Annotated in this window: 23 protein-coding genes; 9 read left to right on the plus strand and 14 right to left on the minus strand. The window is 68.6% G+C overall.

From position 1 onward, the window contains the following. Window positions 1–377: 377 nt before the first annotated feature. The 8 genes from B0293_RS39385 to B0293_RS39420 all read right to left on the minus strand — a co-directional run bounded on the left by B0293_RS39385 (window position 378) and on the right by B0293_RS39420 (window position 9,764). Window positions 378–860, minus strand: coding sequence for a hypothetical protein (locus tag B0293_RS39385; protein WP_005165023.1), 483 nt, complete (start codon window positions 858–860; stop codon window positions 378–380). Window positions 861–1,081: 221 nt separating this feature from the next. Beyond that, window positions 1,082–1,333 carry a hypothetical protein gene (locus B0293_RS39390; RefSeq protein ID WP_005165022.1) on the minus strand — a complete coding sequence of 84 codons (252 nt, stop codon included), beginning with the start codon at window positions 1,331–1,333 and terminating at the stop codon, window positions 1,082–1,084. After that, the gene (locus B0293_RS39395; RefSeq protein WP_005165021.1) at window positions 1,333–3,453 is read right to left on the minus strand and encodes a HelD family protein; all 2,121 of its coding nucleotides are present in this window, start codon (window positions 3,451–3,453) and stop codon (window positions 1,333–1,335) included. The genes B0293_RS39390 and B0293_RS39395 overlap by 1 nt, the downstream gene beginning before the upstream one ends. A gap of 52 nt (window positions 3,454–3,505) precedes the next feature. After that, window positions 3,506–5,119 carry a hypothetical protein gene (locus B0293_RS39400; protein ID WP_005165020.1) on the minus strand — a complete coding sequence of 538 codons (1,614 nt, stop codon included), beginning with the start codon at window positions 5,117–5,119 and terminating at the stop codon, window positions 3,506–3,508. A 117-nt stretch (window positions 5,120–5,236) separates the two neighbouring features. Continuing rightward, a complete protein-coding gene (locus tag B0293_RS39405) occupies window positions 5,237–6,487 on the minus strand; it encodes an ABC transporter substrate-binding protein (protein WP_143254748.1) in 1,251 nt (416 codons plus the stop codon). A gap of 39 nt (window positions 6,488–6,526) precedes the next feature. Continuing rightward, window positions 6,527–7,060 carry an RNA polymerase sigma factor gene (locus B0293_RS39410; protein ID WP_157376437.1) on the minus strand — a complete coding sequence of 178 codons (534 nt, stop codon included), beginning with the start codon at window positions 7,058–7,060 and terminating at the stop codon, window positions 6,527–6,529. Between the two features lie 279 nt (window positions 7,061–7,339). Next, window positions 7,340–8,845, minus strand: coding sequence for an FAD-dependent oxidoreductase (locus tag B0293_RS39415; protein WP_005165017.1), 1,506 nt, complete (start codon window positions 8,843–8,845; stop codon window positions 7,340–7,342). Between the two features lies 1 nt (window position 8,846). Beyond that, window positions 8,847–9,764 (minus strand): AurF N-oxygenase family protein, encoded by a 918-nt coding sequence (locus B0293_RS39420; RefSeq protein WP_005165016.1) that lies wholly within the window; start codon window positions 9,762–9,764, stop codon window positions 8,847–8,849. A 129-nt stretch (window positions 9,765–9,893) separates the two neighbouring features. Between B0293_RS39420 and B0293_RS39425 the strand changes: the two genes are divergently transcribed. The 3 genes from B0293_RS39425 (at window position 9,894) to B0293_RS39435 (ending at window position 13,339) form a co-directional block, all read left to right on the plus strand. Beyond that, window positions 9,894–10,754 (plus strand): alpha/beta fold hydrolase, encoded by an 861-nt coding sequence (locus B0293_RS39425; protein ID WP_005165014.1) that lies wholly within the window; start codon window positions 9,894–9,896, stop codon window positions 10,752–10,754. Window positions 10,755–11,474: 720 nt separating this feature from the next. Beyond that, complete coding sequence (locus B0293_RS39430; RefSeq protein ID WP_005163215.1) at window positions 11,475–12,797, plus strand: MFS transporter; 1,323 nt, start codon at window positions 11,475–11,477, stop codon at window positions 12,795–12,797. After that, complete coding sequence (locus B0293_RS39435) at window positions 12,794–13,339, plus strand: nuclear transport factor 2 family protein (RefSeq protein WP_005163210.1); 546 nt, start codon at window positions 12,794–12,796, stop codon at window positions 13,337–13,339. Before B0293_RS39430 ends, B0293_RS39435 begins: the two co-directional genes overlap by 4 nt. Here B0293_RS39435 and B0293_RS39440 read toward each other — a convergent pair. The 5 genes from B0293_RS39440 to B0293_RS39460 all read right to left on the minus strand — a co-directional run bounded on the left by B0293_RS39440 (window position 13,329) and on the right by B0293_RS39460 (window position 17,602). Then, window positions 13,329–13,970 (minus strand): response regulator transcription factor, encoded by a 642-nt coding sequence (locus tag B0293_RS39440; protein ID WP_005163209.1) that lies wholly within the window; start codon window positions 13,968–13,970, stop codon window positions 13,329–13,331. The two genes, B0293_RS39435 and B0293_RS39440, sit on opposite strands and share 11 nt — an antisense overlap. Beyond that, complete coding sequence (locus B0293_RS39445) at window positions 13,967–15,223, minus strand: amidase (protein ID WP_005163207.1); 1,257 nt, start codon at window positions 15,221–15,223, stop codon at window positions 13,967–13,969. The genes B0293_RS39440 and B0293_RS39445 overlap by 4 nt, the downstream gene beginning before the upstream one ends. Next, window positions 15,220–15,489: a hypothetical protein gene (locus B0293_RS39450; protein ID WP_005163205.1), complete on the minus strand. Its 270-nt coding sequence runs from the start codon at window positions 15,487–15,489 to the stop codon at window positions 15,220–15,222. The genes B0293_RS39445 and B0293_RS39450 overlap by 4 nt, the downstream gene beginning before the upstream one ends. Window positions 15,490–15,504: 15 nt before the next feature. Continuing rightward, entirely contained in the window at window positions 15,505–16,020 is a 516-nt protein-coding gene (locus B0293_RS39455) for a flavin reductase (RefSeq protein ID WP_005163202.1), read from the minus strand. 70 nt (window positions 16,021–16,090) lie between these two features. Then, on the minus strand, window positions 16,091–17,602 hold the full coding sequence (locus B0293_RS39460) for a PAS domain-containing sensor histidine kinase (RefSeq protein WP_005163182.1): 1,512 nt from the start codon (window positions 17,600–17,602) through the stop codon (window positions 16,091–16,093). A gap of 174 nt (window positions 17,603–17,776) precedes the next feature. Between B0293_RS39460 and B0293_RS39465 the strand changes: the two genes are divergently transcribed. The 6 genes from B0293_RS39465 to B0293_RS39490 are packed head-to-tail and all read left to right on the plus strand — an operon-like array spanning window position 17,777 to window position 22,846. Then, window positions 17,777–18,916 (plus strand): acyl-CoA dehydrogenase family protein, encoded by a 1,140-nt coding sequence (locus B0293_RS39465; RefSeq protein WP_005163180.1) that lies wholly within the window; start codon window positions 17,777–17,779, stop codon window positions 18,914–18,916. A 37-nt stretch (window positions 18,917–18,953) separates the two neighbouring features. Continuing rightward, entirely contained in the window at window positions 18,954–19,325 is a 372-nt protein-coding gene (locus B0293_RS39470) for a hypothetical protein (RefSeq protein ID WP_005163177.1), read from the plus strand. 5 nt (window positions 19,326–19,330) lie between these two features. Next, window positions 19,331–20,638, plus strand: a complete 1,308-nt coding sequence (locus tag B0293_RS39475) for an aromatic ring-hydroxylating oxygenase subunit alpha (protein ID WP_005163176.1) — start codon at window positions 19,331–19,333, stop codon at window positions 20,636–20,638. After that, a complete protein-coding gene (locus B0293_RS39480; protein ID WP_005163174.1) occupies window positions 20,631–21,125 on the plus strand; it encodes an aromatic-ring-hydroxylating dioxygenase subunit beta in 495 nt (164 codons plus the stop codon). The genes B0293_RS39475 and B0293_RS39480 overlap by 8 nt, the downstream gene beginning before the upstream one ends. Continuing rightward, the gene (locus B0293_RS39485; RefSeq protein ID WP_005163172.1) at window positions 21,122–21,871 is read left to right on the plus strand and encodes an SDR family NAD(P)-dependent oxidoreductase; all 750 of its coding nucleotides are present in this window, start codon (window positions 21,122–21,124) and stop codon (window positions 21,869–21,871) included. Before B0293_RS39480 ends, B0293_RS39485 begins: the two co-directional genes overlap by 4 nt. Before the next feature lie 24 nt (window positions 21,872–21,895). Further along, window positions 21,896–22,846, plus strand: a complete 951-nt coding sequence (locus B0293_RS39490) for a PDR/VanB family oxidoreductase (protein ID WP_005163170.1) — start codon at window positions 21,896–21,898, stop codon at window positions 22,844–22,846. Here B0293_RS39490 and B0293_RS39495 read toward each other — a convergent pair. Then, window positions 22,805–23,686 (minus strand): class I SAM-dependent methyltransferase, encoded by an 882-nt coding sequence (locus B0293_RS39495; protein WP_005163168.1) that lies wholly within the window; start codon window positions 23,684–23,686, stop codon window positions 22,805–22,807. The two genes, B0293_RS39490 and B0293_RS39495, sit on opposite strands and share 42 nt — an antisense overlap. Window positions 23,687–23,908 lie beyond the last annotated feature (222 nt).

A 23,908-nucleotide genomic window follows, 5' to 3' on the forward strand; every position in this document is an offset into this window, starting at 1 on the left:
CGGCGAACGGGGGGAAGCTCAGTGACACTTCGTCCACACAGGACAGTTCGTGGCGATCGGTGGGCACTTGATGCCTGTAGGCACTTTTGGTGCGGGTCGTGAGTGTTTTGGGTCGTTCTATTGGGGGGTAAGGCAAAGGCGGCGTGTTCCTTCGCTCGCCGGCACGCCGACCTCGGGTGTCGCGAAAGCCACGTTCGCAACGTTGAAGGTTGCGAACGTGGCTTTCGCAACGCCTCCGGGACTCCGCCCCACCACGAGAACCGGCAGACCCGCGGTGAAGTCCGTGAAAGCCTCCTTGAGGGACCCAGAGTCCCTCAAGGAGGCCTTCACGGACCTGAGTACCGGCCGACGGCTGCGGGAACGATTCCCGCCTGAACTCAACGCCGGTAACGGACCTCGCCACGCAGCGCCGGCGCGGCGGGACTGCCGCAGCGCTGTTCGAACGTGGCGTCGAGGGCGGTGAGTCCTTCGGCGCTCCGTTCGATACGGCTGATCGTGAAGGTCGAGTAGTCGTCCAGGCAGCCCAGACCGGTGGCGATCGCGTGGATGCGGGCTCCCCCTGCGTGTTCGTACGGGCCCACCTGCAACGCACCGGTCGGGGCGCTGAAGTCGAGCCGGAGGTAGTACTGACCGTTGTCGGCGTCGGCGTCCACGCGCACGACGTCACCGACCTCGCGGATCATCACCTCGTGCTCGGGCGAGCCGACCCAGTACCCGCTCTTCCCGTCGACCGGGAAAGCGCCCTGTTCGGCGGAGAAGTCGATGCTCGCGATCGGCTCGTCGGCGGTCGCGACAGGCGCGAACACGCCCATCAGACCCGTGGCGACGGCGAGCGTGGTGAAGGCATGACGGAGTTTCATGATTCTCCTCGGTGAGCGCCGCCCCCAGCAGACGGACACCACTGATCGTGCCCGAAGCTTCCGTCACACCGCACCGGTAGAACTACTCAGAAGCCAGCGGGCGGGAACCGGCCGCGGTGAGGACGCGGACTCCTTTGGCGGAACCGGGATCGAGCTCGACCACTTCCCTGGTCCGCCTGAGGCGGTAGTCAAGGGTCCGCGGACGGCGTTGGCCTGCCAGATTAAGCGTCCAGGTAAGCGCCGCTGCCTCGGGGCGTTTGCGCGCCGAACCAGGTCACGAGACGCAGCAACTCCCCCAAGTCGTCACCTTCGGCCACCTCCTGGGTCAGCTCGACAGTGCGACGGCGGAACCACACCGCGTAATCCAAGGTCTCCGCACGAGAACGCCGATTCGAGGCCAGCGCCCGATGCTCCGGGAACTCACGTTCGTAGACCCCGAGCTCCGCCAAGGCGTTGGCATCGGCCCGTTTCATCAAGTCATCCAGTAGATCACCCATTGTTCTGTCCTCCCCGGGTGGTGCTGCAACGCGGACAGTTCGGCGGGTGGCTGTCCGGGGTGTACGACGCCCAGCCGCTGGGTGGTCCTGGTCATGGCGACGTAGAGGTCGTTGTGACCGTGTGGTGCGGCGCCGAGCAGCGCGGCCGGGTCGACGATCAGAACCGAGTCGAACTCCAGGCCTTTGGCCTCATCGACGGTGAGCAGCACTACCTTTCCGTTCAGGTCTGGCGAAGTGCCGAGGGCCAGCGCGGCGGCCAGCGGCGCGACGAGGGCATTCGGCGCGATGATCCCGAGTTGCCCGTCGGTGTGTGCCGCGGCGAGGTCGGCGACGGTGGTGATCAGGTCGGCGCGGGTGGTGCCGAGCCGCCAGGGCGGTACACCGGTCGAGCGGATCGAGCGGGCCGGAGGCGTTCCGGGATGGTAGGCGGCGAGCAGGTCCGCGGTGGCGGCCATGACTTCCGCCGGTGTGCGGTAGTTGACCGTGAGGCGGGCGAGTTGCCACCGCTCCCGCACATGTGGCCGCAGCACGCGGTCCCACGACGAGGTTCCTGCCGGGTTCCCGGTCTGGGCGAGGTCCCCGACGACGGTCATCGATCTGCTGGGGCACCGGCGCATCAGCATCCGCCAGTCCATTTCGGACAGTTCCTGCGCCTCGTCGACGACCACGTGCCCGAACGTGGCATGGCCGTCGTCCGGTCCGAGCAGGGCGGCGGCTTCGTCGAGCAACGGGACGTCCACGGCGCTCCAGCCGTCACACCGCTCGCCGAGCAGGTCCGACACCACCCGTTCCGGGGCCAGCGGCGGCCACAGCTCATCGAGCGTGGCCTGGACACCGGTGTCGGCGAGTATCGAGTTCCGCAGAGCGGCCCGGTCCACCTCGTCCAGCATGGTCGTCGGCCCGGTGTCGTGGTCGATCACGACGCCCGCGGCCGCGAGCGCGCGCAGATCGGCCTCGCCGAGCCGGCCGTCCGGGCTGCCGCCGTCGAGCGCCTCGCCGGTGTCGGTGAGCACGATCGCTTCCATGGCCTCGATCAGGCGTCCCGCGAGCGCCTCCACGATCTCCCGCTGAAAGACCAGCCTGGCCTGGTTGTGCGGAAGTCTCGTGCGCCTGGCCTTGCGCATCGCGCGGTCGCACTCGCGCGGTTCGAGCCGCAGCACCTGTTGCTCGAACTCGACCTCGACCGGGTGCTCCGGTGTCCGCAACCGCGACCCCACCGCCGCGGCCAGCTGCCCGGCCATGACCGCCTCGCCCTTGAGCTCGACGAGCCCGGGCGGATCCTCCCGGCTGATCTCGACGTCCGGCCGCAGGTCGGCGATGGTCGCGGTCACCACGCTGTTCTCGCCGAGACCCGGCAGTACCTGGCCGATGTAGTCGAGGAAGACCCGGCTGGGACCCACCACCAGAACACCGCGGGCGCGCAGATGCGGACGGGTGTAGAGCAGATACGCGACCCGGTGCAACGCGACGGCGGTCTTCCCCGTGCCGGGACCGCCCTGCACCACCAGCACCCCGTCGGTCTCGTGCCGGATGATCTGATCCTGTTCGGCCTGAAGGGTGGACACGATGTCGCGCATCCGCCCGGTCCGCGCCGCGGTCGCCGCCGCCAGCAACGCCGCCTCACCGACCAGATCCTCGTCGCGGGCGCCGTCCGGGGTCAGCAACTCGTCGTTCAGCGCGACGACGATCCGGCCGCGCGTGGTGATGTTCCGCCGTCTCCGCACCCCGCCCGGAGCGGTCGCCGTCGCGGTGTAGAACGCCCGGGCCACCGGAACCCGCCAGTCCACCAGCAACGGCTCGCCGCCTTCGTCCGGGAAAAGGCCGAGCCTGCCGATGTACACGCACCGGCCGTCACGCATGTCGAGCCGCCCGAAGCACAACCCCTGCTCCACCGCGTCCAGACGCGCGGCCTCCGCCCGCCAGACAGCCGCCGCCTCCCGGCCCTCGGCCGCCGCCAGCCGCTCGGCCGCCTCCTCGCGCAGAGCATCCAGCCGGGCGTACAAGGCCGTCACGTACTCCTGCTCCCTGTCGATCTCACGGTCGATGCCACCACCGGTCAAAGCCACCCGTACCTCCACGTCGACGTTCGGCTCCATCGAGCGTGTACCGCGAAATTCAGGAAGAACAGTCTTGTTCTTTCTCGCCGCCTCAGCCGCCCAGGAAAGGAGTGATCCGTGCTGTCGGCGAGGACTGGTCACCAGCCGAACTCTCGACCGCCTTCAGGATGTCGCGCCACTCCGCTCGGGCCGACCATCGCGGCCGGATGCGCTCGTCGATCCGGCGGCCCCGCTCCGCTACCGCGCCGAGGCGGACGCGAGGATCCTGGCAGCGTCTCTCCAGGTACCGGACGTCCGCCGGGGTCACCCCCGCTGCCCGGGGGTCGAGCGTCACGAGCATCCACCGGCTCAGATCGGCGAACCGGGTCATCGATGCGCGATCGAAGATCTTGAACGCCGCTTCGGCGAGCCGGACGGCCTTCAACGGTTCGGTGTGCCTGCGGATTTCGGCGGACACGAGGTGGGCCCGCCCGACCAGAGCGGAGAACGCGGTCGAGTCGGCCGGTCGGTCCGTCAGGCTGCGCACGACGCGTTCGACGAGTTCACCCGCACGCTGAGCGTCACCCCGGGCGGCGGCGATCTCCGCCCGCAACAAGCACAGTTCCTGGTGGATCGGCATGCCGGCTTCGCTCATGTGCCGGGCCGCCTTCTCCGCGAGCCGGGCCGCCGCCCGCAGAGATCTCGCTTCGCCGAGCAACTGATGGCGGCACCACCGGACGTGCGCGTGAACGTGTTCGCACGCACCGATCCGGCCGGTGCTGTCACCGAGCCGGCGGAGTAGCTTGATCGCTTTCCTGGCACTGCCTTCAGCCGTCCGGAGGTGGCCGGAACGCGACCGACCGGCCGAGCCTTCGGCGAGTTCCCGGCGGATGTGTCCCAACGAAGCGTGACCGAGGGCCGCGGTCAGGAGGTCTCCCTCCGTCTCCGCGATGTCCACCGCTTCGAGCACCACTCTCGCGGCCAGCCCGAACTCTCCGCGCCGTCGCAGCAACCAGGCCAGACCCACGATGAGCGCTCTCGCCTTCTCCCCCGAGGCCGGTGAGCCGGCCGGTGCCGTGTTCAGCACCACGACGCAGCGATCGGTGATCTCCTGCATCAGCCGGTCGTCGACCGAGCCGCGGATGACGTTCTCGACCGCGGAGAACGTCCCGGCGAACTTACCGGCGTCGAGCGGTGTCCCGACCAGGCAGCGCAGCCACTCACGCACGAGATCCGGACCGGAGACGGCCGTGCTCCCGGCCCACTCCATGTCGCTGACGATGTCGTGCGGCTCCAGTGGTGGCGGAAGCTGGCTCGGCGCCGCGCCTTCGAGCCGCCGGATCCGCCGGACGATCTCGTCGATACCGTCGCCGGGCTGCTCGCCCAGCCGGCTGATGGGGATGCCGGCCAGGACGGCAGGTGCTGACTCCACAACGAATCCGCGGTCCGCGACGGGGATGATCGGGCAATGCGTCGACCGCCAGTGGTCGTAGTACTTCTGGATGATGAGAGAGCTTTCGAACCTGACCCCGCGGTGAGCCGGGGACTCCGTGATCCGGCCGAAGTGCTCGACGAAGGCCTCGGACAGGACAGGGATGACCAGGTTCTCAGCGATCATCTGGGCCATCCAGGCCGCTTGTGACACCACGTTCTGCTCTTTGAGGTCACCGTCCCAGTGCACGACGACACCTCGGTCGCGCAAGGCGGACACGAGCGCGCCGGCCATTGCCCTTCCTCGCGCATCATGTGCGTATGCGACGAACACAGGCACGGCACACACTCCTCGAATCGGCTTTGAGTCGATAAAGCGCGGACGGGATGACCGTCTGGCCATCCCGGGACGTCAGCCGCCGCTCGGCCAGCGGAGCACCAGCTTCCGGACGTCCAGCGGCGCGGCCAGGAAACCGTTGGCCAGCATGAGATCCGCGACTTTCTGGATTTCCGTCGGGTCGACCGTCTCCGGGTACGTCGCGATCCGGACGTCGTCGACGAACGCGGGGTCGACCTCCAGGTACTTGGTCAGCACCGAGTCCCGGACATCGGGCCGCTGCACATCCCTCGCGCCACGCGCCAAGGCACTCTGGAAGGCCCGGAGGACCTTGGCCTGGCTCTCCACCTGCCCGGACGTGACGAACCAGCCGGACAAGGGCAGCAAGGCCCGGCGCCCCAAGGTCACGTCGAGCACCGGGACCGCACCGGCCTGCTCCGCCCGGGTCACGTAGGGCTCCGCCATGACGGCGCCGTCGACGTCGCCGCGTTTCAGCGCGGCGAGCATGTCGTCCATGAACATCGGCACCCACTCGATGGAACCGGGCGCGACGTTGGCGTCGCGGAGGGCCAAGGCCATGCCGATGTCGGAGATGGATCCCGTGGCCGTCACCGCGATGCGCTTGCCCCGCACGTCACTGGGGTGCGTCAACGGCCCGTCACCGAGACCCATCAGCATGAGATGGCTGTTGCGCGCGGTGTAGGCCGCCGCGAGGATCTTCAGATCGGCCACCCCTTTGGACTGCGCGGTCAGCGCGCCCGGGTAACTGGTGAAGGCGATGTCGATCTTCTTCTGAACCAATTCCCTGATGGCGTCGGGGCCGCCCCGGACCTTTTCGATCTCGATGTCGATGTGCTCGTCCTTGAAGTAGCCCTGGTCGAGTGCCCGGTACAAGGGAGCCGTGTCGACGACGTTCAACAGGCCGATGCGCAACTTCGCCGCCTGACCGGCGCCCTCCTGGGCACCGCCTCCGCCCTGGCGCAGGACCCCGTAGCACACGCCGACGACGCACAAGACCACCGCGGCGGCGGCCGTGACGACCAGGTTCCGGCGCTTCCGCCTCGCCGCGACGAGGTCCGGAACGGACGCCGGCGCGACCTCCACCACGCCGTCACGGGGCCCTCTGGCTTCGACGACGGAAACGAAGGAAGAATCCTGGCTCTGCGTTCCTTCGAAGATTCTTTCCAGGAATTCGCGTTGCCGGGCGGGGTCGTTCCGGGCGTACGACGCCTGGAACATCGCCTCACGGAGTGAGGCGAGCCGCCTCTCGAGATCACCGTCATACGCGGTGCCCGCCATCTTGGATCGCCGCCATGAGATTCTCACTTCGCACTCCCCTTTTCCGCACTTCACTTCCCGTTGAACTCAGGTCTGGCCGGGAGGACGATCCGCCAGCAGTCGACGGAGTTTCTCGAGCGCCCGGTCGATACGCCGTCGTACGACGCCTCTGCCGACGCGGAGAATCCGCGCCGCTTGGACCACGGACTGCTCGTCGAAGAAAACCAGGCTGAGCGCCTCCCGTAGATGAGGCTCGAGCTGCTCGATCGCGGCGAGGAGATCGATGTGCCCATCTCGGTCTCCCGTGATCCAGGCGCTGGGTCTCTTCTCGAGGCCCGCGATGTCGTCCGTGTACACCGGTCGCTTCTTCTTGACCGCGTCCTTCACCACATTCGCCGCGATGGCGATCGCCATCGCTTCGATCTCCCGGACGGCGGGCCGAGAGTCGCGCAACCGCTGCCAAAGACGCTCGAGCACGGCGTCGGCCATCTCGTCACAGTCGAGCCAGCCCGCGCGAAACTTGACAAAGCGAAGAATCTTGGCGCGCAAGACCGGGTAGATCTTTTCGAATTCTCTTTGAAGAGGACTTCTGTCTGTTTCAACGCGTCGATCGTCGACCACGCTCGGACAGCCTTTCACCGTCTAGCGGATTCACCCTTTCTCGCCGACCCGGAAATCGGCACGAGGCGAATCTTGGACAATTTCAGGCCAAAGCCGGTGATCTCCCGCCTTGCACGCCCGACCCGGGATAGCCACATATGGAGAAGACGACTGTCGAAGATCAGATGCACGGACGAACGCGCGGTTCACTCGAAAGAATTAAAAAGCCACACTTTCGCCCGTCAAGGCGAAAGTGTGGCTTTTTAGGCCGAAACTCGAGGCCGGTCCGAAAGGCCGTGGTCAGCGGCCTCGGAATCGCGCGGCCAGCGCGGCGATCGGCGATCGCCGGGTCCGGACCGGAAGCCTGCCGGAGGTGATGTCGTCCAGCAGGGTCGCCACGGTCTCCCGGGCGCAGGTGCGGTTCGCGCCGATCCCGCCGGAGGGGCCGCGTTTGATCCAGCCGACCACGTAGGCGCCGGTGCTTCCGTCGACGCGGCCGGCGGTGTTCGGGATCGTGCCGCGGTCGTCGTCGAACGGGAGGCCCGGCACGGGAACGCCGCGGTATCCGACCGCGCGCACGACCTGGCCGGTGGCGATCTCGGCCTGCCCGTCCGGGCCCGTGACACGCAGGCCGCGCACCTGTGTGTCCCCGATGATCCCGGTGGGCGCGGAGTGGAAACGCAGGACGATACGGCGTCCGTCCGCGGCCGGTGGCGCGGTCCAGTCGACGGTCTCGCGCCCTAGGTCGCGCAACAGTTTCGCCTTGCCGGTGCCCGCGTCGATCGCGGCCGTGGTGCGCGGGTCCGCGTCGTCGACGACGAGCGGCACGTCGGCGCGTCCGGCCAGCGCGAGCAGTTCCGGGGAGGTGTAGGCGGCGTCCTCCGGCCCGCGCCGGGCGAGCAACACGACCTCCCTGATCTTGCTGGTACGCAAACGTTCCAGCGCGTGCGGGGCGATCGTGGTCCCGGTCAGCGTGTCCGGGTCGGCGGTCAGGATCCGGGCCACGTCGAGGGCGACGTTGCCGGTGCCGATCAGCACGACACGTTCCGCGGACAGGTCCACCGCGTCCGCGGGGACGTCCGGATGCCCGTTGTACCAGCCGACCACGGTGGTCGCGGCGACGCTGCCCGGCAGTTCTTCGCCGCCGAGACCGAGGCCTCGCGCGGACGAGGCGCCGACCGCGTACACGACGGCGTCATGACGCCCGGCCAGTTCGTCCACGGTGACGTCCCGGCCGACCTCGGTGCCCAGTCGCAGCCGCAGCCGCGGGTGCTCGTGAAGCCGCGAGAAGGTCTCGCCGATCCGTTTCGTGGCGGGGTGGTCCGGGGCGACGCCGAAGCGGACGAGCCCGCCCGCGACCGGCAGCCGGTCGATCAGGGTGACCCGCGCGTTCGTGTGCAGGAGCAGGTCCTCGACGGCGTACATCCCGGCCGGGCCGGTGCCGACGACGGCGATGTCCGGCGGCGCGAAGTCGCTCGGAATGGCCCTGTCGAACGTCGGCGGGCTCCAGCTGTGGAAGTTCGGCGCCGGGTCCGCCGAGGAGACGACCTCGCGATCCGCGAAGTACTCCGCGTTGATTCCCGCGTAGACCTGGAGCGGTCCGGTCAGCAGATCCGCCGGGAAGATCGCGTCCACCGGGCAGGCGTCCGCGCAGGCCCCGCAATCGATGCACGACGCCGGATCGACGTAGAGCATTTCGGTGGTGCCGAAATCGGGCTCGTCCGGTGTCGGATGGATGCAGTTGACCGGGCAGACCGACACGCAAGTGGCGTCGCTGCAACAGGTCTGGGTGATCGCGAAGGCCATGTCAGATCAGGTTCGCCCGCTTGTAGAACACTAGGGCGGGCTTGGTGAGCAGACCGCACGAGCCGAGGAACTCCATCAGCCCGGCACAGCTGGAGCGCATCATCGACTTGTGGTGCTCGTTGGCCTTCGCCTCGCGCAACGCGCGCGCGGTGTCGAGCCCCGCGTTCTTGTAGACGTCGCGGTTGACCATGCTGCTGACGATGAAGTACGACGCGATCGCGATGACCAGCGCGTTGATCCGGCGGCGCACGGGGCCCGCGCCCTCCAGTTGCTCCTTGGTCTCTTCCCTGGCGAACTTCATGTGCCGGGACTCTTCGACCACGTGGATGTTGTTGATGGTGCGCACGAACGGGACCACGCGCTCGTCGCGCATCCAGTCGCGCTGCATCACGTCGAGGACTTCTTCGGCGACGAGGATCGCCGCGTACGCCGCTTCACCAGTGGCGGTCGCCTTGAAGACCCGGCCGAGTTCGACGGCGAGCCTGCGCGGACGGTACGGAGGCGCGCCGAGCTTCTCCGCGCCGCGGGCGAACATGATCGAGTGACGGCATTCGTCGGCGATCTCGGTCAGCGCCCACTGGAAGGCCGGGTCGGTCGGGTCCTTGGCGTAGAAGTCGCGCAGCACCATCTGCTGCAGGATCATCTCGAACCAGATTCCGGTGCTCGCGACCGAAGCGGCTTCCTGGCGCGTGAGCTCCTTCTGCTGCTCCGGGCTCATCTCGGCCCAGTAACTCGTGCCGTAGAGGGTGCTCCACTCCGGGCTCGCGCCGTGGAAGTCCTTGTCCAGCGGCGTCTCCCAGTCCACCTCGGTGGCCGGGTCGTAGGACAGCATCGCGGACGAATCGAGCAGGCGCTGCGCGGTCTCGCGGCGACCGGCCTCGGCCGTCTCCGCGGTGCGCGGCACATCGGTGCTGGTCATACGGACCTCCCTGACAACGTCGGCTGGGGTGTACGGTTTAAGCGTTACCGAGATTCACTGTTACCCAAGGTAACACCTAAATGGCCGCCATGGCCACCCGCCCCGCCGATCAGCGAGGAGAACCGGACCATGACGAGCCCCAGCCGCGTCGGCTCCTTCGACCACGACGGCCTCACCTTCGACGTACGCGACACCGGCCCGCTGGACGGCACCGTCGTCGTCCTGCTGCACGGATTCCCGCAGACGAGCACTTCGTGGGCGGAGACCGCCGCATTGCTCAACGAGCAGGGGTACCGCACGATCGCCCCCGACCAGCGCGGCTACTCGCCCCGTGCGCGGCCCAAGGGTCGCTTCGCCTACCGGTCGAGCCGTCTCGTGGGCGACACCGTCGCGCTCGTCGACGCGATCGGGACCGGACCGGTCCACCTGGTCGGACACGACTGGGGCGCCAACGTCGCGTGGGCGACCGCGGCCCGGCGGCCGGACCTGATCAGGTCCCTGACCAGCGTGTCGGTCCCCCACGCCGGGGCCTTCCTGCGCGCGATGCTGACCGGTGACCAGCTCATCCGGTCGTCCTACATGGCCTTCTTCCAGATCCCCTGGCTGCCCGAACGCGCCATGCGGTCCCGGCCGCGGGTCCTGGACCGGACACTCGCGAAAACCGGGATGACCCCGGAGCAGATCGGCCGGGTGCACCAGGAGATCCTGCGCGGCGGCGCGCTGACCGGTGGGCTGAACTGGTACCGCGCGATGTTCCTGCAGCGCCCGACGGGCCTGAGCGGACGGGTTCCGGTCCCGACCACCCACGTCTGGAGTGACGGCGACACGGCCCTGTCCCGCCGGAGCGCCGAACTCGCCGGCCAGTACGTCGACGGCGAGTACCGGCTCGAGATCCTGACCGGCGTCAGTCACTGGGTTCCCGAAGAGGCGGCCGCGACGCTGGCCGCCATCATCGACCGCACCGCCACGGCCGCGGGCTCCCCTGTCTGAGGCAAGCGGTCGTGAGTGTTAAGTGTCGTTAGAGCCAAGGGTGTCTTAGGTACCTCCTGGCCTCTGGCTGCTGTTGTTGACAGGTCAGGTCCGGTCCGTGAAGGCCTCCTTCCTTGCGCTAAACGCAGTGAAGGGGGCCTTCATGTACCGCAGGCAGGCCAGGCGGCGGTGAGCGGTGGGGCGAGTGGGTCGTGAGTGGTAAGTGACGTTAGAACGTCACTTACCACTCACGACCCACTCGGTCCCTGCCCTTGCCCGCCTGCTGTACATGAAGGCCCCCTTTCCTCGGCTGAGCCGAGGGAAGGGGGCCTTCACGCGTAACCGCTGTGGCTGCTGGTGCATGTGGGGCGAGAGTGGCGACCGCGATTCCGTGAAGTACTCCTTGAGGGACCCAGAGTCCCTCAAGGAGGCCTTCACGGACCGGACCGATGATCGACGGCACGACCCACCCACCAGAGCGACCCGATCGAAAGGCGGCGTTGCGAAAGCCACTTTCGCAACCTTCAACGTTGCGAAAGTGGCTTTCGCAACCTTCCGGCGGGCGTCCTCGGTGGACGCAAGTCGAGCGGGAGGAGCGGCACGGTAGGGAAATCCTTCAGCCGGGCAACGGGTTCCTCCAATGGCCGCGGTCTCCGCGCGTTCCTACGTTGAGACGAACTCACAGGCGTCGCCGGGGAGGGAGCAACGCCGACCGTCTCGTCACCGTTCAAGGAAGAGCGCATGACAGCATCCACCGCTCCATCCACGACCACCTCGACCCGGACCCGCAGGCTGGCGATCGGCGCGGGTGCCGGGACTTCGCTGGAGTTCTTCGACTTCTCGATCTACACCGTCGCCTCCGCGCTGGTCTTTCCCAAGGTCTTCTTCTCCGGCGGCACCGATCCCTGGTTCGCGTCGTTCATGAGCCTGATGACCTACACCATCGGCTACGTCGTCGCACCGCTCGGCGCGATCGTGATGGGGTGGGTCGGCGACCGGTACGGGCGACGGCGCGCCATGCTCATCACCTTCTATCTCATGGGCGCGGCCACTGTCCTCATGGGACTCTTGCCCGGCTATGCCGAAATCGGCGTGGCCGCGCCGTTGCTGCTCGTCCTGTTGCGACTGGTGCACGGTTTCTCGCGAGGCGGTGAACTGGGCGGGGCGTCGGTGCTCGCGGTGGAACACGCGCCACCGGCCCGGCGAGCGGCGTACGGCGCCTTCGTCGCGCTGGGTTCGCCGTTGGGCGCCCTGCTGGCGAATCTCGCCTTCGTGCTGATCTTCTATCTACCGCAAGGAATTGTCACCAGCTGGGGCTGGCGGATTCCCTTCATCGGCGGCGCGGTCGTGCTGGCGATCGGTGTCTGGGCGCGGCGTGCTCTTGAGGAATCGCCCGTGTTCCACGAACTCGCGGCCGACAAGCTGGACGAGCAGATCGTCAAGATGCCGATCTGGAACGTCATCCGCGACAGCTGGGGAAGGCTGCTGCTCGCGGCCGGGGCGAACACCGGGCTCAACGGGGTCATGTTCGTACTGGCCGGATTCATGCTCTCGTACGCCGCCGGTCCCGTTCCCCAAGGCCTCGGGCTGGACATCCAGGCCGCGCTGTGGTGCACGCTGCCGGCGCTCGCGCTCCACGCGGTGACGGTCGTGCTCGGCGCCCGGCTCTCCGACCGGCTGGGCCGCAAACCCGTGATGGTCGCGGCGGCCGTGGCGGTACTGGCGTACATGTTCGTGCTCTTCCCGATCGCGCGGATCGGCACGCTGACCGCGTGGGCGCTCGCCATCGCCGGTGGTTTCGCCCTCACCGGATTCCTTTTCGGACCGCTGATCACTTGTCTGACGGAGCTGTTCACGCCCGAACAACGTCAGTCCGGCGCCGGGCTGGCCTACCAGATCGGCGCGGTACTGGGCGGCGGTCTCGCGCCGTCGATGGCCAACCGGCTCATCGAATGGACCGGCACCGCGACGTCGGTCGGCTACTACCTCGCCGGCGGGATGGCGCTGACCGTCGTCTGCCTGCTGGCACTCCCCGAAACCGCACCAGTGAGGACCGGCCGATGAACGACGAGATCACCGAACTGCGGCGCCGCGTCGAGACGTTGGAGGCCGAGGCCGCGATCCGGCGGCTCCAGGCACGCTACATGTTCCTCTGCGACACCCCGTGCCCGGAATTCGGCGTCACCGACGACGAGCACCGCATCGACCTGATCCTCGACCTCTACGCCGAGGACGCGGTCTGGGAAGGCGTCGGCGAGCACTACGACGGCCAGTTCGGCCGTGCGGTGGGCAAGGCCGCGATCCGGGCGCATTTCGAGCGGTTCTGGAGTCAGAAGCTGGTCCTCAACGCCCATTACCTGACCTCGGAACAGATCCACGTCGACGGCGAGAAGGCCGAGGGGCAATGGATCCACGTCCAGCCGTGGCTCTACGCCGACGGCACCGGGCTTCTGCGGTCCAGCAGGCTCAACAACGCCTTCAGGCGCCACGAGGACGGCTGGCTCCTCACCCGCACGCGGACCGAGAACGTCTTCATCGCCCCGTTGCCTTCGGGTTTCGCGTCGGACTTCCCGGCGGCGTCGGTGCTGATGGCGCCTACACGCTGACCTGATGCTGGAGGACGTCGCGGACCAGGGTGCCGAGGCTGTCGGACTCGGTCTTGGCCTTGATCCGGGCGCGGTGCACGTCCACGGTTTTCACGCTGGTGCCCAGCCGGCGCGCGATCAGCTGGCTGGGCAGTCCGTCGATCACCAGCCTGAGCACCTCCCGCTCGCGTGGGGTCAGCGTCGCGATCCGTTCGCCGACGGCCTTGCGGCGTGCGGCCACCGCGAAGCGTTCCGTCGCGATCACCAGCTGTGCCTGGACGACCTCCAGCATCCGCTGCGGTTCGTACGGTTTCTCCAGGAAGTCGACCGCGCCCTGCCGGAGTGCCCGCACCGACATCGGGATGTCGCCGTGCGCGGAGCAGAAGATCACCGGGGCCGGGAATTCGCGGGCGACGAGCTTCTCCTGGAGTTGCAACCCGCTGAGCCCCGGCATCCGGACGTCGACGATCAGAACGCTCGGCTCGTCGGGGTCGAACTCCTCCAGGAACGTCGGCCCGTCCGGGTAGACGAGCGCCTGGATGCCGACGCTTTCCAGCAGGAACACCAGGGATTGGCGGATGGCCTCGTCGTCGTCGACGATGTAGACCACCGGCGACGGTTCGCCTCCGGACGCGGAATCACCGGCACTCACGGGAGGCTCCGTTCCACCCAGCAGGCGTGTCCGAGCAGGTCGGTTTCCCCGCCGCGCCTTCCGACGACCTGTAGACCGAGCGGCAAACCCGCCGGGTCGGTGAATCCGGGCAGCGCGATCGCGGGCAGGCCGAGTGCCTGCCAACCCCGGCTCAGGGCCGGGTCCCCGGTCGTGTCGAGTCCTCGCGGCGCGGCGCCGGGCGCGGCCGGGCCGAGCACGAGGTCGTAGGAGCCGAGGAGTTCCGCGACCCGGGCGGCACCACGGGCGATGGTGGCGCGTGCGGCGCCGTACTCGGCGTCCGAGGTGGCGGCACCGGTCCGGAGCAGGCGCGCCAAGGGGACGCTCAACCGTTCGGCCACGGCGAGTTCGGCGGCCCTTTCCCGGGCCGCTTCGTAGGCCATCACCACCGGATGCGCGGCGGTGACTTCGGCCATCAGCCGTTCGTCGGGGAACGGCTCGACCGTCGCCCCGGCTTCCCTCACGAGCTTCGCCGCCTGTGTGACGGCGTCCCGCATCGGCGCTTCGACGACGTCGAGCGCGTCGGCGGCCCACACCAGAATTCGCGGCGGCCGACGATCGCCATCCGTCCCGACGTCGGGTTCGGCGGTCAGCGCCGACCACGCGAGCGCGAGATCGGCGGCCGAGGCCGCGAACACGCCGTGGCTGTCCAGCGAGGGGCTCAGCCCGGTCACGCCGGTGACCGGGTACCGGCCGTGGCTCATGACCAGCGAGGCGACCCCGCAGAACGACGCCGGCCTGGTGACCGATCCGGCGGTCTGCGAACCCAGCGCCAGCGGAGCCTGCCCGGACGCGACCGCGGCGGCCGAGCCGCTCGACGAGCCGCCCGGGGTGTGACCGGGGGCCGCAGGATTGCGGGTCGGGCCGGGGGCGAAGAACGCGAACTCGGTGCTGACCGTCTTGCCGAGCGGCACCGCGCCCGCCGTGCGCCACGCGGTCAGGATCGCCGCGTCCGTGTCCGCCGGAGCGGCCTCGGCACGCAGCTCCGAACCGCAGCGGGTGGGCAGGCCCGCCAGGTCGATGATGTCCTTGACCCCGAGCGGTACGCCGCCGAGTGGCCCGGTGGAGTCCGGCGACAGGTCGTCGAGCGGTGCCTGCTCGACCCAAGCGTGCAGCTCCGGCTCGGTCTCAGAGATCCGGGCCAGCGCGCGTCGCGCCGCCGCCTCGGGCGTCGTACGCCCCTGCCGTAGCTCTCCGACGAGTTCACGCAACGGCCACGGGCGTGTGAGCTTCACTCTTCCTCCCAAGCGGCATCCGCTTCCCAATAGTCCACACCGCCCGCGCTCACCGCGTGCCGCCACTCCGAGGTACGCCTCAGCCGGGGTTCGACCCGCGCCGTCACCTCGTCGGCGGCGTCGGGACCGTCCGCCGGGACCTGCCAGTGGACCCAGTTCAGCTCGCGTCCCTCGGCGTCGTGCACGAACAGATCCACATGGCGCCAGCCGTATCCGTGGGTATCGTTGTAACACATCAGCGTGGTGCGCTCGCCCTGCTCGTTCATCCGCGTCCCCGTCGCTCAGGCGTTCGCGCCGGTCGGCGCGATCCGGTGGAAGGCGCGCCGGAAGTAGGCGAGGGCCCCGGCGTCCTCGTCGACGAACACGTCCTCGACCTCGACGAAGAGCACGGTGTGCGTGCCCTGGGTGAATTCGGCGCCGACCTGTCCGATGAGGACGGCCGCCGCGTCGCGGACGACGGGGATCCCGAAACTGTCGTGATCCCAGACGTCGAACCGGAACCGGTCGAGCATCGGCACGTCGGTCGCGCCCGCGAACTGCACGGCGAGATTCTCGTGCTGGGGCGCCAGGACGTTGATGGCCATCCGCCGGTTGGTGCGGAAGATGTCGTGGGTGTAGCTGGACTGGTTGACGCAGACCAGCAGGGTCGGCGGCGAGTCGGTGACCGAACAGACCGCGCTCACCGTGATGCCGGCCTTGCCGCTCACCCCGTCGGTGGTGACGATGTTGACGGCCGTCGAAAGATTCGCCATCGCCGCGCGGAACCGGCGCTGGGTGGTGGTCAGCTCATCGGTCATGCCTCGACGCTAGAGCCGCGGCCGAAACCGGCGATATCCCGAGTTCCACCGCGCCGCCTGAGGATTTCCCTTACGTGGCGCCCTGCTCCGCCAGTGGCAGCGCGAAACCGAACCGGGAGCCGCCCTCCTCGCGCAGCTCGGCCCAGATGCTTCCGTGCTGCCGGGTGATGATGCGGTGGCTCAGCGCCAGCCCGATCCCGCTTCCGCCGGGCTTGCCGGTGAACGATTCGGCGAAGGGGTCACGGGAGACACCACGGCCGTGGTCGTCGACGGTGAGCACCCCGACGCCTTCCTTCACCTGTGTGCTCACGGTGATCCGCCGGAGCAGCGGTTCGCATTCCGCGGTCTCGTCGATCGCGTTGAGACACAGGTTCATCACCACCTGACCGGTGAGGACACGCTCGCAGCGCACCGGTACCGGCGCCGGATCGAGCCGGACCTCGACCTCGACGGCGTTCGGCGCGGCGCTCAGCTCGATGAAGTACAGGCATTCCCGGACGATCTCGTTCAGGTCGACCAGCTGCTCGACCTGTTCCAGATGCCCGACGAAGGACCGCAGGGAGCCGACGATCTCCTTGGCCCTGTCGATCTGCCGGGCGACACTGTCCAAGCCGTAGCCCATCTGGCCCGCGATCTGGTCGCGGACGTCGCCGGCGGTGGCCATCGTGGCGGCGCGCGCCCGGATGCCCGCGATGAAGTTCGCGGCGGCGGCCAGCGGCTGGCCGAGCTCGTGCGCGATCGCCATCGCCAGGTCCCCCATGGCGTTGTAGCGCGCCAGATAGTTCTCGTGCCGCAGTTCCAGTTCCCGGCGCGCTTCGCCACGCACTCGCTCTGAGACGTCGTGCAGGATCATCAGGTACGCGTCCACCTCGGACTCGGAGAGCCGCTCCAGGCTTCCCTCCAGCCAGGTCGCGCACTCCCCCGACACCTCCAGCTGGACCGGTCCGACCGGGTCCGCGCCGGCGGCCACCTCGGCCCAGCGGACCGGCCTGCCGTCGAGGTACAACCGCGCGTACGCGGTCAGCGGCTCCCCGGCCAGCCGATCGTCGTCGCCGGTCAGCCCGAGGAAGGTCAGCGCGCTGTCGGTCGCGAACCGCACCGCGCCGGCGGCGTCGAGCATGAACGCGACGGTCGAGGTGTGCCGGGCCAGCGCGTCGACGTACGACGTCGTCAGCTTCAGCTCCCGCTCGACCTCCTCCGCGCGCTGGATGTCGCGGAACTGGACCATCACCGCGGGACCCCGGGCCAGCTCGACGCGGATGGCCACCGCGTCGGTGGGGATGACGCGACCCGATTTGCTGCGGTAGTGCCACACGATCCGGCTCGAACCGTGGTCCACCGCCGCCTGGAGCCACGCCCGCCCGATCACCCGGTCGTACTGCTGGGCGGAACTGCTCATGTGGTTCGCCTTGAGCGGGCGGAGCTCCGAAAGGCTGAATTCGAGCATCTCGCACGCGGCGGGGTTGGCCCACAGGATGTTCTTGGTCGCCGCGTCGTGGACGAGCACGCACACCTTCGAGGCGTTCATCATCGCCGCGAAGTCGTCGGCCCCCAGCTCCGGCGCCATCGGATCGACCTGCACGGCCTCAGCATAGGAGTTCGCCTCCGGACCGCCGGGTAAGGATTTCCCCTATGGGTCCGGGTGGGAACCCCCGCACCCGGGCAGGCAATGACCAATGGAAAGACCTGGACGTGATCCCTAACGTCGAGGGCACGCGGTCACACCGGACCGCTGCCCCGACCCGAGGAGCGCCAGATGGCCCAGACCCAGGAGCGCCCGGCCGCGACACTCGAAGACGTCCTGGCCGAACTCGCCGAGCGCCGTCAGGAGTTCCGCGACCAGCGGTACGTGTCGCGCGAGTTCGTCGGCAGGCTCAAGGAAGCAGGCGTCTACCGGGCCGCGACCCCCGCGCGGTTCGGCGGTGCTCCCCTTCCCCCGGCCGAATTCCTGGAACTGGTGGAGCGGATCTCCGTCGTCGACGGCTCCACCGGCTGGGTCGCCAGCTTCGGCTCGGCGCTGGTCTACCTCGCGGCGCTGCCCGTCGAGACCCAGGCCAAGCTGTACGCCGACGGACCGGACGTGTGCTTCGCGGGCGGGCTCTTCCCCGTCCAGCGGGCCGAACCGACCGCGGCAGGCTTCCTGGTCGACGGCCGCTGGAAGTTCGCGAGCGGCTGCATGGGCGCGGACATCCTGGGCGTCGGGATCCCGGGTGACGACTCGACCGCCGGAAAGCCGCGCACCGCGCTGCTGCGCCCCGAACAGGTCGAGATCGTCCGGGAATGGGACGTCGTCGGGATGAAGGGCACGGGTTCCTTCGATCTCGTCGTCGACAAGGTCGAGGTGCCCCGGGAATGGACGTTCATCCGCGGCGGCGAGCCGACCATCGACGAACCGCTGTACCGCTACCCCACCCTCGCCTACGCCTCCCAGGTCCTGGCGGTCGTCGGCGCGGGTGTCGCGCGCGCCGCGCTCGACTTCGCTATCGAGGTCGGCAGCGGCCGTTCGGGCGTCACAGGCGCGCCGAAACTCGCCGACCGCGCCTACTACCGCACCGGGCTGGCCGAAGCCGAGGCGACGATGCGTTCGGCACGGGCATACTTCTACGAGGTCACCCACGACGCGTGGCAGACCGTACTGGACGGCGATCCCGTGACGCCGGAACAGAACGCGCATCTCCGGATGTCCTCGACCCATCTGGCGAAGACCGCCGCGGAAACCGTCGACCAGGTCATCCGCCTGTCCGGGACCGCCGCCATCGCCACCGGCCATCCCTTGCAAGGGCTGCTCGGCGACGCCCTGGTCCCGCGCCAGCACGCTTTCCTCGGCCCGGCCATGTACGACGCCGCGGGTGCCGTGCTGATGGGCCAGCCGCCCACCGTTCCCGGTTTCCAGTGACCACTCCCGACCGCTGACGAGGAGATGAACCACCACCATGAGCGCTACCCCGCTGCGGGTGCTGTTCTGCATCGGCATCAACCAGAACTTCTTCGACCTTCCCGAAGGCGGCGTCGCCGCGAGTGACGTGTGGACCGCCTTCGTCGCGCTGATGGACGGCATCAAGGGCCTGCCCGGCGTCGGCTTCATCGGCGACATCGACGACGACTCGCATCTGGTCGGCCCGTCCGACGGCTGGCCGTGGACCTGCTACCTGCTCTGCGACGTCGACACCCAGGAGACCGTCAAGGAGGCTTGCGGCATCCTGCGCACCACACCGGTCGGCGACAGTCCGTGGAAGCTGTGGAAGTACGCCAAGATCGAAGCGCGCATCGGCCGCGCCCTCACCCCGCGCGAATACCGGGGCTGATCGCGATGGCCATCGAAAGCACGGCGTTCACCGCCGCCACCGTGCACGGCCTGCCGCCCGCCGATCTCGTCCTGGGCGACAGGGTCGCCGGCCGCCTGTACACCGACCCGGAGATCTTCGAGCAGGAGATGACGAAGATCTTCGAGCGGACGTGGATCTGGGTCGCCCACGAATCGGAACTGCCCAGGGCGGGCAGCTTCAAGTCGACCCACGTCGGACGTCATCCGGTGATCGTGACCAAGGACCGCAAGGGCGAGATCCGCACGCTGGTGAACCGCTGCCGTCACCGGGGCGCGTCGCTCTGCGAGAAGAAGTCCGGCCACGCCAACGGGTTCACCTGTCCCTACCACGCCTGGTCCTACGGCTTGGACGGCAAACTGCGTGGCGTCCCGTATCCCGACGGGTACGAGGGTGTCATGGACAAGTCCGATCTCGGGCTGAAGACGCTGCGCACCGAGTCGTACGGCGGGATGATCTTCGCGACCTTGAACGCCGAAGCCGAGCCGCTGGCCGACTTCCTCGGCGACGTCAAGCTGTGGATCGACCGCTTCATGGCCCAGGGCGGCGGCTATCCGGTGAAGGTGCTCGGCACCCACCGGTTCACCTACCGCGGCAACTGGAAGATCCAGCTGGAGAACACCACCGACGGGTACCACTTCCCCATCGTGCACCGCTCCTGGATGTCTTCGGTCGACGCCGAAACCGCCGAGATGATGTCGTTCATGACCGATCCCGCGGCGGTCACCCACGACCTCGGGAACGGCCACTCGGTGATGCAGATGGTCCCCGGGCACTCCGATCTGGACGCGGACGACGGCAGCGAGCCCCTCCAGCCGCGGTTCGACGGCCTGGTCGCCCGGCTCGAAGCCGCCGGAGCGGACCGAGCCGAGATCCGCAGGCTGGTGCGTGCCGTGCACGGCACGGGTTTCAACCTCAACCTGTTCCCGAACGTGTCGATGTCGATCTCGTTCTTCCGGGTGCTGCGGCCGATCAGCGTCGACGAGACCGTCATCGAACACGTCGCCCTCGGCAGCGACGGTCCGGCCGAGATCGTCGGACCGGTCAACCGGGAACGGCTGCGCGCCCACGAACACTTCCAGGGTCCGTTCGGTTTCGGCACGCCGGACGACTCCGAAGGCTGGGACCGGGTGCAGCGCGGTGCCCAGGGCGCGCCCGAGATGCCGATCATGGTCAACCGCGGCCTCGGCCGCGAAAAGCCTTCCGAGGAGGGCTGGCCGACCGGCCATGTCACCGACGAGACCGGCATGAGGGCCGCGTATGCCCGGTGGAAGCAGATGATGAGCGATGACTGAGACCCTCACCGACGCGCGGGTGGTCCGCGCGATCGAGCTGATCTGGCGTGAGGCGGCGCTGCTGGACGCCAAGGATTACGAGGCCTGGCAACGTCTTTACACGGAAGACGCGCTGTACGTCATCCCGATCGACCGCGACGCCGAGGACTTCGACGACGTGCTCAACATGGTCCACGACGACGCCAGGATGCGCGCGCTGCGGGTGCGGCGGATGACCGAGGGCTACGCGATCGCCGCGGTGGACTCGGCGATCACCGTCCGGACCGTCTCGCGTTTCGTCCCCGCCGACGTCGGCGACGGGTCGGTGTCGATCAAGGCGAGTCAGATCATCGTCGCCTACAAACGCGGCCGCCACGACCTCTGGGCGGCGGACGTCGATTACGTCGTCCGTCTCGGCGCCGGTGGCGAAGAGGATCGGCTCGCCCGCAAGGTCGTCCGGCTGGTCGATGCCGACGAAGCCGTTCCCGCCGCGGGATTCCTGCTGTGACCGGCACCGCGCCGGTCGCCGTGGTCACCGGCGGGGCCACCGGCCTCGGCGAGCAGATCGTCCGGCGCCTGCACGGCGGCGGGCACCGGGTGGCGATCGCCGACCTCGACGAAGCCGCGGCCCAGCGGCTCGCGGCCGAACTGGACCGGGCCGGGCCGCACGCCCGGAGCTACCGGGTCGACGTCGCCGATCGTGCCGACGTCGACCAGCTGCTCGCGTCGGTGCTCGGCGACTTCGGCGGGGTCCAGGTCCTGGTCAACAACGCCGCCCGCACCCAGGCCCGGCCACTGCTGGAGATCACGCCGGAGGAACTCGACGAGGTGATGGCGGTGAATTTCGGCGGCACCTTCCACGCCTGCCAGCTTTTCGGCGCGCACATGGCCGAAGCCGGGTACGGCCGGATCGTCAACATGGCGTCCTTGGCGGGCCAGAACGGCGGCACCACGACCGGCGGGCACTACGCGTCCTCCAAGGGCGCGATCCTGACGGCGACCAAGGTGTTCGCCCGCGAACTCGCCGCACGGGGGGTCACGGTGAACGCGGTCTCCCCCGGCCCGCAGGACAGCCCCATGGTCCACCGGCTCGTCGGTGAGGAGAACCTCGCCGGGCTGAAGGCCGCCATCCCGGTCGGACGGTTGGGGAGCATGACGTTCATCGCCGACATGGTGGCGCTGCTCGCGTCCCCCGAAGCCGCCTCCGTCACCGGCGCCTGCTGGGACGCGAACGGCGGACTGTTCATGCGCTGACCGAACCATCGTCTGGAGGCCTCGATGACGAACGCCGTCTTCCGCGTCGTCGAAATCACCGAAGAGACCCCGGAAATCCGGACCCTGCGGCTGGTCCGGCAGGACGACGAGCCGTTGCGGGTCCGCTACCGGGCCGGTGCGCACGTCGACGTCCTCGGCCCGACCGGGGTGCTGCGGCAGTACTCGCTGTGCGGCGCCCCGGACGACCCGAACTCGATCCTGATCGCCGTCAAACGGGAACCGGACTCGCGCGGCGGATCCGCGGCGATGCATCAGGTCTCGGTCGGCGACGAGCTCGAGATCGGCGCACCACGCAATCTGCTGGGCGTCGCCGCCGAAGCGGACCGGCACGTCCTCGTCGCCGGTGGCATCGGCATCACGCCGCTGCTGTCGATGGCCTACGAACTCTTCGCCCGGGGCGGCGAATTCGAACTGCACTACTTCGCCCGCTCCCGCGAGCAGGCGGCTTTCGCGGACTTGCTGGAGCGGGTGGGGTTCGCCGACCGGGTCCGCCCGCACTTCGGCGTTCCCCGCGACGAACATCCCGGCGTCCTGCGGACGATCGCGGCCCGGCTGACCTCGGCGACACGGGTCTACACCTGCGGCCCCGACGGCTTCATGGGGCAGGTCGCCGCCGTTCTCGGCGAGGTCGTCGGCGCGGATCGCGTGCACGTCGAACATTTCGAGGCCGCCGACGTGGACACCTCCGGTGACCGTCCGATCACCGTCGCACTCGACACCGGCGAGGAGTTCGAAGTCCCGGCGGGGAAATCGATCCTGGCGGTGCTCGAGGACAACGGCGTCGAAGTCTTCAAATCCTGTCAGGAAGGCATCTGCGGCTCGTGCGTGTCCGGTGTGCTGGACGGCGTCCCGGACCATCGCGACAACTGCCTGACCGCCGCCGACCGCGAAAGCCAAATGGCCCTGTGCGTTTCACGCGCGTTCAGCGAGCGACTCGTCATCGAGCTGTACTGAACTGTGCCGGACCTCGGCGGGGAACTGCGCGACGACAAGGTATCCGGTGCCGAGCCACCGCCGGGCCCTCCGGCTCACCGTGCGTTCGGGGGCATACCGCCAGCGATACAGCCACGGCCGGATCAGCCGGTCGAACGGCGGAACGAGTGCCGTGATGTCGTAGTACACGACGTCACGTGGCTGTAAACCCGATTCCCGCATCCGGCCGACCAAGCGGAACGCCGGCAGGGCGTGGATACCGCTCTTGTCCGCGCGATGCCTGCGCTCTTCAGGGACACCGAAAAGCCGTTCGATCCGGCCGAGCAGGCGCCGTGCCGGCCAGAACACGCCCCACTCGAACAGCCGGTACGGGCTGAACGGGTTGAGCATCGAGATCACGACGAAGCCGCCGGGCTTCGTCACGCGCGCGATCTCGCGCAGGGCGCGGCCGGCGTCGACGTACTCCAGCACGCCCATCGCCAGCACGATGTCGAAGCTGTGGCGGGGAAACGGCAGATCGTCGATGTCGGCGACGTGCAGCCGGACCTTGTCGTCGTCGCGCAGTCCGCGCGCGGCGATGTCGACCATCGCGGCGGACTGGTCGCACGCGGTGATCCGGAAATCTCCGCCGTCGGCGCCGAGCAGGTGGTGGACCATCACGCCCGGACCGCAGCCCACATCGAGCAGGTCACCGGACGGGAAGGCCCGCAAAGTCTCCGAGACGGCGTACAGCCGCGACGCGAAATAACGTTCACTCGGGCCGGATCGATATGCCTGAGCGTAATCGGCGGCGAAACGGGGATCCTGATAGTGAAGCCGGACCTGTCTTCCACGAGCGATAGGGTTGACTCGACCGAACACCTGCCTACCTCCATAAATTTGTATGGCGTCGTCAGCTGCCCCGGAATCCCAACGACAGCGTCGAGCAGGAGCGATGTCCTGTTACGGATTCTCAGAATGCGAGGAACAATCCCGACTCGCGGACGAAAGGTAATCAATCGTTCGCACGAGAAGGAATACGACAATCGACACGTGCCGATCTTCGAAACCCGAGCTCAGGATCCAAGATTAACGCAAGGTATT

This window comes from Amycolatopsis azurea DSM 43854 (assembly GCF_001995215.1).
Taxonomy (GTDB): Bacteria; Actinomycetota; Actinomycetes; order Mycobacteriales; family Pseudonocardiaceae; genus Amycolatopsis; species Amycolatopsis azurea.